The sequence below is a fragment of the Mycobacterium sp. NGS17 genome (assembly GCF_059813205.1).
The window spans coordinates 113,782-124,646 of sequence record NZ_JCALED010000007.1; the positions used below are offsets into that span (position 1 = coordinate 113,782).

A 10,865-nucleotide genomic window follows, 5' to 3' on the forward strand; every position below is an offset into this window, starting at 1 on the left:
GGCCGTGAGAACGGTCGAATATGCCCCGGGCCGCATGGCCGACGTCTTCGGCGAGCCTGCGCCGTTCACGATCTTGCTGTGGCATGGCGCGCAAACCGATGCCCGCGCCGCCGTCGGCCCACTGGCCGGGATGCTGGCCGAGCGTGGCGCCGCGGTGGTCGCCCCGGACTGGAACTCCCATGCCCAAGACGGCGGGCGGGCGGATCTGCTGGCGTCGCTGACGTTCGCCCGCAACCTCGCCACCGACGCCGAGCGCATCCTGCTGGTCGGATGGTCGATGGGCGGTGCCGCGGCGGCGGGCGTGACGTTGCATACGGGGCGGCTCGACTTCGCTCCCGCACACACGGTCTGCCTGGCCGGAGCTTTCATGGTGCCCGATCCCATCTTCGGTGCGGCGCTGACCGACGGGCTCAGCGGTGCCGATATCGGTTCGCCGTTCACGTTGCTGCACGGCCTCGACGACGACGTCGTCCCCGTGCACGCGAGCAGAGACTTCGCCGCCCGCCTGGAACGCGTCGGCTGGCCGGTGGAGGTGGTCGAACTGGCCGCCGATCACGGCTCGATCGCCGGCGCCGACTACGACGCCCTCGCCGACTGCTACGAACCGGGCACGAGCAAGGAGGCGCTGCGGGTCGCCGAGGAGGTCGCCGCTCGGATCGCGGCGACACTGCGGTACGAATGATGGGTGGCTGAGCCGACCATCCTGCTGCTGTCGACATCCGACACGGACCTGATCAGCGCCCGATCCAGCGGGAAGAACTTTCGGTGGGCCAACCCGTCGCGGCTCTCGGAAGACGAATTGCCCGACCTGCTGGCCGGCGCCGCCATCGTGGTGGTGCGGATCCTCGGCGGCTATCGGGCCTGGCAAAGCGGCATCGACACGGTGATTGCCAGCGGGGTGCCGGCGGTCTTGGTCAGCGGCGAGCAGGCCGCCGACGCCGAACTGACCGGTCTGTCCACGCTGGCCGCCGGGATCGCGGTGCAGGCGCACATCTATCTGGCCCACGGCGGCGTGGACAACCTGCGTCAGCTGCACGCCTTCCTCTCGGACACCGTGCTGATGACCGGGTTCGGGTTCACCCCGCCGGTCGTGACGCCGACGTGGGGAGAGCTGCCGACGCCGAACGTCGCCGATGAGGACGGCCCGACGATTGCGGTGCTGTACTACCGCGCGCAGCACCTGGCCGGCAACACCGGCTACGTCGAGGCGTTGTGCCGGGCCATCGAGGACGCCGGCGCGCGGCCGATGCCGGTCTACTGCGCGTCGCTGCGCACCGCCGAACCCGAGCTGCTGCGACGACTGGGCGATGCCGACGCCATGGTGGTGACCGTGCTGGCGGCCGGGGGACTGAAGCCGGCCAGGGTCTCCGCCGGCGGCGACGACGACAGCTGGAACGTCGAACATCTTGCCGCCCTGGATATCCCGATCCTGCAAGGGCTGTGCCTGACCAGCCCGCGGGCCCAATGGCGCGCGAACGACGACGGCCTGAGTCCGCTCGACGTGGCCAGCCAGGTGGCGGTGCCCGAGTTCGACGGCCGCATCATCACGGTCCCGTTCTCCTTCAAAGAGATCGACTCCGACGGGCTGATCTCCTATGTCGCCGACCCGGAACGCTGCGCCCGGGTCGCCGGACTGGCGGTGCGCCACGCGCGGCTGCGCCACGTCGCGCCGGCGGATAAGCGGGTGGCCCTGGTGTTCTCGGCCTATCCCACCAAGCACGCCCGCATCGGCAACGCGGTCGGATTGGACACGCCGGCAAGCGCCATCGCGCTGCTGCAGGCGATGCGCGCTCACGGCTACCGGGTGGGTGAACTGCCGGGCGTCGAGGCCGACGACGGTGACGCCCTGATCCACGCTCTGATCGAACGGGGCGGCCAGGACCCCGACTGGCTCACCGAAGGCCAGCTCGCCGGCAACCCGATCCGGGTGTCCGCCAAGGATTACCGCGAATGGTTCGCCACCCTGCCCCCCGAATTCACCGACGCGGTGACGGAGCACTGGGGCCCGGCGCCCGGAAATCTCTTCGTGGACCGCAGCCGCGATCCCGACGGCGAAATCGTCATCGCCGCAATGCAATCCGAGAACCTGGTGCTGATGGTGCAGCCGCCCCGCGGGTTCGGCGAAAACCCGGTCGCGATCTACCACGACCCGGATCTGCCGCCCAGCCACCACTACCTGGCCGCCTATCACTGGCTGGACGCCGGCTTCGGGTCGCACGCGGTGGTGCATCTGGGCAAGCACGGCAACCTGGAATGGTTGCCCGGCAAGACGCTGGGCATGTCGGCGGCCTGCGGCCCGGATGCCGCGCTGGGCGATCTGCCGATGATCTACCCGTTCCTGGTCAACGACCCCGGCGAGGGCACACAGGCCAAAAGGCGCGCGCACGCCGTTCTGGTCGACCACCTCATCCCGCCGATGGCGCGCGCCGAAACCTACGGTGACATCGCCCGTTTGGAGCAGTTGCTCGACGAACACGCCAACGTCGCCGCCCTGGATCCGGGCAAGCTGCCCGCTATCCGCCAGCAGATCTGGACCCTGATGCGGGCCGCGAAGATGGACCACGACCTGGGTCTGACCGAGCGGCCCGAAGAAGACTCATTCGACGACATGCTGCTGCACGTCGACGGGTGGCTGTGCGAGATCAAGGATGTCCAGATTCGCGACGGCTTGCACATCCTGGGGCAAAAGCCAACGGGCGACGCCGAACTGGACCTGGTGCTGGCGATCCTGCGGGCACGCCAACTGTTCGGCGGCGAGCACACCCTGCCCGGATTGCGTCAGGCGCTGGGCCTGGCCGAGGACGGCACCGACGACCGGACCACGGTCGATCGAACCGAGGCGGCGGCCCGCGAGCTCGTCGGGGCGTTGCAGGCGACGGGCTGGGATGCCGATGCGGCCGAACGGATCACCGACAACGCCGACGTCGCGGCCGTACTGCGATTCGCGGCCACCGAAGTGGTGCCACGGCTCGCCGGAACCGCCGCCGAAATCGAGCAGGTGCTGCGCGCCCTCGATGGCCGATTCATCCCGGCCGGCCCGTCCGGCTCGCCGCTGCGCGGCCTGGTCAACGTGCTGCCCACCGGTCGCAACTTCTACTCCGTCGACCCCAAGGCCGTGCCATCTCGCCTGGCCTGGGAAGCCGGTGTCGCGCTTGCCGATTCACTGTTGACCCGGTACCGCGACGACCACGGGCGATGGCCGCAATCCGTCGGGCTGTCGGTGTGGGGCACCTCGGCCATGCGCACCGCCGGTGACGACATCGCCGAAGTCCTTGCGCTGCTCGGTGTCCGGCCGGTGTGGGACGACGCCTCGCGGCGGGTCGTCGACCTGGCGCCGATCCCGCTCGCTGAGCTTGGCCGTCCGCGCATCGACGTGACGGTCCGCATCTCCGGTTTCTTCCGGGATGCCTTCCCGCACGTCGTGACGATGCTCGACGACGCGGTGCGGCTGGTCGCCGACCTCGACGAGCCCGCCGAGGAGAACTACGTCCGTGCGCACGCCCAGGCCGACCTGGCTCAGCACGGCGATCAACGCCGCTCCACCACAAGGATTTTCGGATCCAAGCCGGGCACCTATGGCGCCGGCCTGTTGCAGCTGATCGACAGCCGCAACTGGCGTGACGACGCCGACCTCGCCGCCGTGTACACCGCCTGGGGCGGCTTCGCCTACGGCCGCGACCTGGACGGCCGCGAGGCCGTCGACGACATGAACCGGCAGTACCGGCGCATCGCGGTGGCCGCCAAGAACACCGACACCCGCGAACACGACATCGCCGACTCCGACGACTATTTCCAGTACCACGGCGGCATGGTGGCCACGGTCCGCGCGCTCACCGGGCAGGCCCCGGCCGCCTACATCGGCGACAACACCCGCCCCGACGCGATCCGCACCCGCACGCTGTCGGAGGAGACCACCCGGGTGTTCCGCGCGCGCGTCGTCAATCCGCGCTGGATGTCGGCGATGCGGCGGCATGGATACAAGGGCGCGTTCGAGATGGCGGCGACCGTGGACTACCTGTTCGGCTACGACGCGACGGCCGGGGTGATGGCCGACTGGATGTACGAACAGCTCACCGAGCGCTACGTGCTGGACCCGGAGAACCGCAAGTTCATGTCGGAATCGAATCCCTGGGCGCTGCACGGCATGGCCGAACGGCTGCTGGAGGCCGCGGGGCGTGGCATGTGGGCGCAGCCGCAACCGGAAACGCTCGACGGGCTGCGGCAGGCGCTGCTGGAAACCGAAGGCGATCTCGAGGGCTAATTTTTTCTGCCGAACCACAGCTACACAAAATCGGAGCCGCCGTCCACGTTGACGGTGGCCCCGGTGACATAGCCGTTGCGCCGCGACGCCAGGTAGGCGGTCAGGGAGGCGACCTCTTCGGGCAGCCCGGCGCGGCCGAGGTCGCAGGGTTGGTGAAAGTTGTTATCGATCCAGGTCATGACGTCGACGGGATTGGTCGCGTCCAGGCCGTCGGCGGCGAGAATGTCCTTGAGGTTCTCGGTGAAGCTGGCGGTGACGATGGTTCCCGGGCACACGCAGTTGACCAGAATGCCATCGGTGGCAAGGCTTTTCGATAAATTCTTGGTGACGCTGGCCAACGCCGCCTTGGACGCCGTGTACGCGACGATCCGCGGGTTTTGCCGCTGGATCGAGTGTGCCGCAAAGGTGACGATGCGGGCCCATTCCGCCGCGCGCAGCAGCGGTAACGCCCCGCGGATCACCCGCACCCCTGACATGGTGCCGAGCGCGAACGTGTCGTCCCACCCCGCGTCGTCGAGCTGCTCGAAATAGCCGTCGCCCGGCCCGATCGTGTGGACCAGCGCGTTGAGCCGCCCCCAACGCTCGGCCACCGCGGCGAATCCGTCGGCGATCGACTGTGCGTCGGTCATGTCGACGCTGATCCCGACGGCGTCCGGGGCGCCGGCCTCGCGCAACGCCGTCACGGCGGCGTCGAGGGCTGCACGGCCACGGGCCATCACCGCCACGCTGGCGCCTTCGGCGGCAAGGGCTTGGGCGACGGCCAACCCCATTCCCTTGCTGCCGCCCGTGACCACGGCCGTCGATCCACCGAAACCGAGATCCATCGCTAGTCTCCTTTCAGCCCGCGCAGACAAAAACGCAATATGCGTTCGCGCAACACGTTGCGGTCGCAGTCACCCGTCGCCCACTGCTCGTTGATGCCCGCCCACACCACGCCGTGGACGAACTGGGCGTCGTTGACTGGGTCGATGTCGCGGAACACCCCGGCCTGCTGTCCACGCGCGAGCGCATCGCGCAGCGGCTTGAGCATCTCGGCGTAGGCGGGCTGCACCAGGCCGGGGGACTGCGATTGGGCTTCCAGCGACAGGCGGCGCAGATCGGATCCAATGCCGTCGTCGAATGCCAGGTCCAGTCGGCCGTCGATCCACGCGATCACCGACTCGATGTCCGTTGTGGCAGCGGCCATCCGGCGGCGTAGCCGTCGCGTTTCTCCCCGCGCGCTCTCCAGAAAGACCGCGGCGACGAGTTCTTCCTTGGAGCCGAAATGGCGATAGAACGCGCGGGTGCTCAGTCCGGCCCGCTCCAGCACCGCCGCGATGCTGAGTCCGCCAACGCCCTGCTCGCGCAACACGGTTGACGCGGCGGCGAGGATCTCGCGGCGCACCGCCGCGTCCGGGCCGAGTTTTTCGCGTCGCCGCGTGCGGGGGGTGCTCACGGATTCAGGCCGTCGCATCGTAGGCGGCGAGATAGTCCGCAAACCGCTCGCGAACGCCTTCGGGAGTCAGGCCGTAGTCGGCCAGGTCATAGTCATGCGCGCCGCGGGAGCCGGGCCGGTGATCCGCGGCCCAACGCGTGACCGCGCCGAGGGTGGCATCGGTGAAGGTCAAGCCCAAGGCGGCGTAGCTGGCTTGCAGCGTGCCGACCGGATCCGTCTGAAGGTCCGCGAACGAGACGTCGGCGAATCGGTCGTCGCCCATCCGGCCGCGGAAATCCATTGCCCGCCGGATGCCTTCGACCCAGCTGTCGACCTGCTCGGCGCCGAGTTCCCTGGCGTCGTCCCGATCGCTGCTCCAGCTGCGCACATACCGGATCAGGCTGCAGACCGAACCCATCACTTTGGCCGGATCGCGGTGACTCCACAGGAATTTGGCGCCGGGATATGCCTCGACGAGCGCGTCGAGGGCGAACATGTGCACGGGTGTCTTGAGGTGCCACAGCACCGGGGGGCAGTGCCATTGCAACAACCGGAGAACTCGCCGATGAAAGACGTAGGTCTCGCGCATGTCGCAACCCATCAGCCACGCGAGATACCCGGGCGCGCGCACGGCGCCGTCAAAGTGGAAGGTGCGGAAGCTCATTCCCATCAGGTCCTGGCATTCGGTCGGCGCCGTGGCCTCGGAGTTGTACAAGGTTTTCATCAGCGGGAACATCTCGTCGAGCATCTTCAGGCCGGCCTCGGCCTGCGCGATCCGCGGGTCGTTGTGTTCGGTGGCGGCCTCCGGCGGCGGGGTGGGCGCTTGCGATTCCCACATGCGCAGCGATCGGAATTGGGGATCGGCGGCCACCAGCTGGCTCAGCGCGGTGGTTCCGGTGCGGGGCAGGCCGATGACGAAGACGGGGCCCCCGACCGCCTGGTCGTCGATCTCGGGATGCTGCCGGTAGGCGTCCTCGACCTTCAGGCGTTGGATGAGGGCGTTGCTGATGGTGGCGTGCTGGATGACCCGCCCGATGTCATTGAGGTCCGCCTCGTGGTTCAGCGCGTCGACGATGCGTTCGAGTCCCTCGCGGTAGTAGGGCGATCCGAAATCGTCGAGGCCGGTTGCGGTTCGGGCACCATCCTCTAACTCGTCAGCATCGAAGGTCACCGTCCGAACCTTTCGTGCACCGCGCGGCGCCGGGCCGCGAGGATTCCTGCGCGCTCTTCGGGGGTGACTTGCGCTGTACCCGGAGGCAACTCGGTGTGGACATCGTCGAACGGCACCACCCGTGTCGTCGGCGTGGGCGCCGTTTCGGTGCGCACGCAGCGCAGGATGATCGGCCCGTTGCTGTGGCCCGCGGTGTCGAGCCAGTTGGCGATGCCGGGGTCGCGATCGCACAACACCACGCGGACCAATCCATCGGAATCCTTCGCGGCCTGATGGGCATTCAGGCTGGACTGGTGGCGGCCGTAATGGATCGTCTCCCACCAGGGGTTGCCGATCGAAAAGCTCCAATAAATGCCCTGTGGTGGCTCCACTTCGACGATGAGGGCCTCGCCCGGGCGCAGTTCCCACCGGCCGATCACCGGCCGGTTCTCCGCGGCGGCCCCTATGTCGGTGCGATCGATCGGGGGCAGGAAGCCGTTGGGTGGTGCGGCGGACCCGAACTGCAAAAAGAACGCCAGGTTGTCCGCGACGAAGTCGCCGAGCGCCGCCAATTGCCTGGTCACCGCCGAGTGGGGGTGGACCGCACCGGGGGTAGCCCGGGCCGGGTCGCCGAGCCGCTCGATGCGCAGCGACGATGCCACCTCGGCATCCCAGTCGTAGAAGAAGTGCCGCACCGTCAACGTGGGATGCTCACCTTCGATTCGCATCCAATTGCCCTCTTGCCCAGGCTGTTTCGAGGACGACAGCACCACCTCGAAGTTGCCGTCGGGATCCGCTTCGAGCTCGTCGACCAGCTCGTTGGCGGTGGCGGTGATGCCATTCATCGTCTGCAGCCCGACGTAGCGGGCGGTGCCGCGGTTGCCGTACAGCCGATAGCTCTGTCCGCCGCGCAGCGCGGCGCGGGTGTAGAGGCAGTCCGGGCACTCCATTCCCCAGGTCACGATGTCATCGGTGCTGGTGCGTTGGACACGCAATGCCGGATCCGGATCGAACCGCAGCGCCTCGTCGATACCCGCGGCGAGCAGCACCAGCAGGTGCCGGATTCCGGCGGCGGCGTCGGTCCGACTGCGGCTCGCCGGCTCGGATTCGACCGTACGCGCGGCTTCGTCGAGCCGGCTCAAGAGCTGTGACCACGCCGCAAACAGGTCGGGATCGCTCGTCTCGCCAGAGGATGCCAAGGCCGCCTCGGCGATCGTGAACGGCAACCACGCCAGCGGCTTCTTCGGATCGCTCATGATTGCCCGTTTCGATCGGTGCTCTGCGGCCTTAATTGAAAATAACGTTTTCAGTTAAGCTGTCATGACTATCGCAGCCGGGCGCCGAGAATGTCAACGCCCCCACCGCGCGGCGGTACGTTGTCCTGGTGACACCGACCTTCGCCGATCTCGCCAGGGCGCAATACATCCTGCTGACCACGTTCACCAAGGACGGCAAGCCCAAGCCGACGCCCATCTGGGCCGCCCTGGACAAACAGCGTGGGGACCGGCTCCTGGTCATCACCCAGGAGAAGTCGTGGAAGGTCAAGCGGATCCGCAATACCCCGCGCGTCACGCTGGCCACCTGCACCATGAACGGCCGCCCGACCAGCGAGGCCGTCGAGGGAACGGCGGCCATTCTCGACAAGTCGGCGACGGCCTCCGTTTACGACGCCATCGGAGAGCGCTACGGGGTGATGGGCAAGGTGTTCAACTTCTTCAGCAAGCTGCGCGGCGGCATGAACAACAACGTCGGCCTCGAACTGAAAGTGGCCTGACCGCCGAGGCGCCGTGGGCACCGTTCTCATCCCGATCCCGGACCGCGACTTCGACCCGACCGAGGTCGCCGTCAGCTGGTCGGTGTTGACGCGAAACGGCCACCGGGTGGTCTTCGCGACCGAAAGCGGCACGCCCGGGGCGGCCGACGACATCATGCTGACGGGCCGCGGACTGGACGCCTGGTCCGCGCTGCCGCTGCTCGGCGCCATCCCGCTGATCGGACTGACGCTGCGCGCGAACAAGACCGGGCGTCGTGCGTATCGGGACATGGTGCGCTCCAACGAATTTCAGCATCCGGTCAGCTGGGAGAACGCCACCCTGGACGGCGTGGACGGGCTGATGTTGCCGGGTGGGCACCGCGCCCGGGGAATGCGCGGCTACATCGACAGCGACATCCTGCACCGGCTGGTCGTGGAGGCCTTCGCCCGGGATCTGGTGGTGGCCGCCATTTGTCACGGGGTGCTGCTCGCCGCGCGCAGCACCGATCCCACGACCGGCCGGTCCATCCTCTACGGCCGCAAGACCACGGCGTTGACGTGGGCCATGGAGCGGTTGGCCTGGCGCCTCACCCGATTCACCCAGTTCTGGGATCGCGACTACTACCGGACCTATACCGAGGAACCGGGTCAACCCGGCGGGTACATGTCGGTGCAGTCGGAAGTCACCCGCGCGCTTGAAGATCCAGCGGATTTTTGCGACGTCGCCCGCGGATCGCCGCACTGGCGGCTGAAAACCTCGGGAATGGCGCGCGATACGCCGACCGACTCGAGGCCCGCCTTCGTCGTCGACGACGGCGGCTACGTGTCGGCGCGCTGGCCCGGCGACACCCACACTTTCGCAACGGTGTTGTCGCAGAAGCTGAACGCCGCGCACTAACCCGCTACGTCGCGGAGCCCGTTCCCAGATGCTCGCCGAAGAACGCGAACACCCGCCGCCACGCATCCTCGGTGGCGTTCGCGTCGTAGCCGAAACCCGCTATGCGAAGCAGCGGCTGGGCCGGCAGCTCGTTGGCGAAGCTGTGCCCGACGCCCGGATAGGTCTTCACATCGGCGGTGATGTTCTTGGCCGCGATGGTCTTGTTCAGCTTCTCGGGCGCGCCACGGCCCAGCGGGTCGCGGGCGCCGAAGCTGGCCACCACCGGGCACGCGCCGTCGAGCGTTTTGTCGAGGTTGCGGGGCAGGGGAGCGCCGTAGAAAGGCGCGGAGGCGCCAAAGCCTTTGGGCGACATGACAAGAGCGAACTGACCGCCCATGCAGAAGCCCGCGATGCCGACCTGACCGTTGCATTCCGGCATGGCCTTCAGGTGATCGCGCGCAGCCAGGATGTCGTCGAGGGCGCGGCCACGCTGCGTTTGCAACTCCTTCATGACGCGGGTGATGCAGCGGATGCGGCCGCCGCGGGCATACATGTTCGGGGTTATCGCCAGATAGCCCGCCGCCGCGATGCGGTCATTGATCGACTGCTTGTCCCGGCCGTAACCGAATGCATCGTGGATCACCACCACACCCGGCCACGGACCCTGTCCGGGCGGGGTGCTCAGTAACGCATCGATCGGTCCGTCGGGGGTATCGATGTGAATCGTCGTCATAGCGTCATCTAACTGCAACCACGCCGGCGAGCACCACGGGAACTCAGGTGTGGTCCGCGGGCGTTGGTCTGGCATGGTGTCGCGGCTGTTGCTGATCTACGCCGTCGTCGAACTCGCGGTGATCTTCGCGTTGGTGTCGACGATCGGATGGGGCTGGACCCTGCTGGCGCTGTTGGCCACCTTCCTGCTCGGCTGGGGGATCGTGGCCCCGCTGGCGGGTTCGCACCTGATCCGCCGTATCGGGCAGCTGCGCTCGGGCCTGGCCGCACGACGCGCCGCGGCCGGTGACGGCGCGCTGGTCAGCCTGGCGGTGCTGCTCGTCCTCGTGCCCGGCCTGGCCAGCACGGCGGTGGGCTTGTTGCTGCTCATCCCGCCGGTACGATCGGCCGTCGGCCCCGGGCTGACCGCAGTAGCGATGCGCAAGTTGCAGCGGCGGACGCGGGGACTCAGTTACGCGGGCGCGTTCGGCGGCGATCCGTACCCGGCCTCGTACGCCGGCGGGGCCTACCCGGACGCTGGCGGCCACGGCGACTACATCGACGGCGAGGTCATCGATGTCCGCGACGTCGAGGCGCCGGCGCGGCCGCAACGATTCGACGGCCGCTGACACGGCGCTGTGACCGTCTGATCATCGTTATCGCCATTCGGACCGGTGCACGTAGTTTTGGGCTGTGACC

At 68.2% G+C, this 10,865-nt stretch carries 10 protein-coding genes; 5 read left to right on the forward strand and 5 right to left on the reverse strand.

Features of this window, described 5'->3' with window-relative positions; translation table 11 throughout:
• Positions 1–4 precede the first annotated feature (4 nt).
• Together AC5Y7E_RS16740 and cobN are read left to right on the forward strand one after the other, a co-directional pair.
• A complete protein-coding gene (locus AC5Y7E_RS16740; protein ID WP_499949877.1) occupies positions 5–682 on the forward strand; it encodes an alpha/beta hydrolase family protein in 678 nt (225 codons plus the stop codon).
• A gap of 3 nt (positions 683–685) precedes the next feature.
• Positions 686–4,261, forward strand: a complete 3,576-nt coding sequence (gene cobN, locus AC5Y7E_RS16745; RefSeq protein ID WP_499949878.1) for a cobaltochelatase subunit CobN — start codon at positions 686–688, stop codon at positions 4,259–4,261.
• 20 nt (positions 4,262–4,281) lie between these two features.
• Here cobN and AC5Y7E_RS16750 read toward each other — a convergent pair whose 3' ends face one another.
• Genes AC5Y7E_RS16750 through AC5Y7E_RS16765 form a run of 4 tightly spaced genes read right to left on the reverse strand, consistent with a single transcriptional unit; the run spans position 4,282 to position 8,081 of the window.
• Entirely contained in the window at positions 4,282–5,085 is an 804-nt protein-coding gene (locus AC5Y7E_RS16750) for an SDR family NAD(P)-dependent oxidoreductase (protein WP_499949879.1), read from the reverse strand.
• 2 nt (positions 5,086–5,087) lie between these two features.
• Positions 5,088–5,696, reverse strand: coding sequence for a TetR/AcrR family transcriptional regulator (locus AC5Y7E_RS16755; protein ID WP_499949880.1), 609 nt, complete (start codon positions 5,694–5,696; stop codon positions 5,088–5,090).
• Positions 5,697–5,700: 4 nt separating this feature from the next.
• Entirely contained in the window at positions 5,701–6,846 is a 1,146-nt protein-coding gene (locus AC5Y7E_RS16760; protein ID WP_499949881.1) for a sulfotransferase family protein, read from the reverse strand.
• The gene (locus AC5Y7E_RS16765; protein WP_499949882.1) at positions 6,843–8,081 is read right to left on the reverse strand and encodes a DUF1214 domain-containing protein; all 1,239 of its coding nucleotides are present in this window, start codon (positions 8,079–8,081) and stop codon (positions 6,843–6,845) included. Before AC5Y7E_RS16765 ends, AC5Y7E_RS16760 begins: the two co-directional genes overlap by 4 nt.
• Positions 8,082–8,209: 128 nt before the next feature.
• Between AC5Y7E_RS16765 and AC5Y7E_RS16770 the strand changes: the two genes are divergently transcribed.
• The gene (locus AC5Y7E_RS16770; RefSeq protein WP_499949883.1) at positions 8,210–8,599 is read left to right on the forward strand and encodes a PPOX class F420-dependent oxidoreductase; all 390 of its coding nucleotides are present in this window, start codon (positions 8,210–8,212) and stop codon (positions 8,597–8,599) included.
• A 13-nt stretch (positions 8,600–8,612) separates the two neighbouring features.
• Positions 8,613–9,476, forward strand: coding sequence for a type 1 glutamine amidotransferase domain-containing protein (locus AC5Y7E_RS16775; RefSeq protein WP_499949885.1), 864 nt, complete (start codon positions 8,613–8,615; stop codon positions 9,474–9,476).
• Between the two features lie 4 nt (positions 9,477–9,480).
• Here the strand turns inward: AC5Y7E_RS16775 and AC5Y7E_RS16780 are convergent, their stop codons facing one another.
• Positions 9,481–10,188 (reverse strand): dienelactone hydrolase family protein, encoded by a 708-nt coding sequence (locus AC5Y7E_RS16780; protein ID WP_499949886.1) that lies wholly within the window; start codon positions 10,186–10,188, stop codon positions 9,481–9,483.
• A 73-nt stretch (positions 10,189–10,261) separates the two neighbouring features.
• Here AC5Y7E_RS16780 and AC5Y7E_RS16785 point away from each other — a divergent pair, with 73 nt between their 5' ends.
• Entirely contained in the window at positions 10,262–10,795 is a 534-nt protein-coding gene (locus tag AC5Y7E_RS16785) for an FxsA family protein (RefSeq protein WP_499950075.1), read from the forward strand.
• Positions 10,796–10,865: the final 70 nt, after the last annotated feature.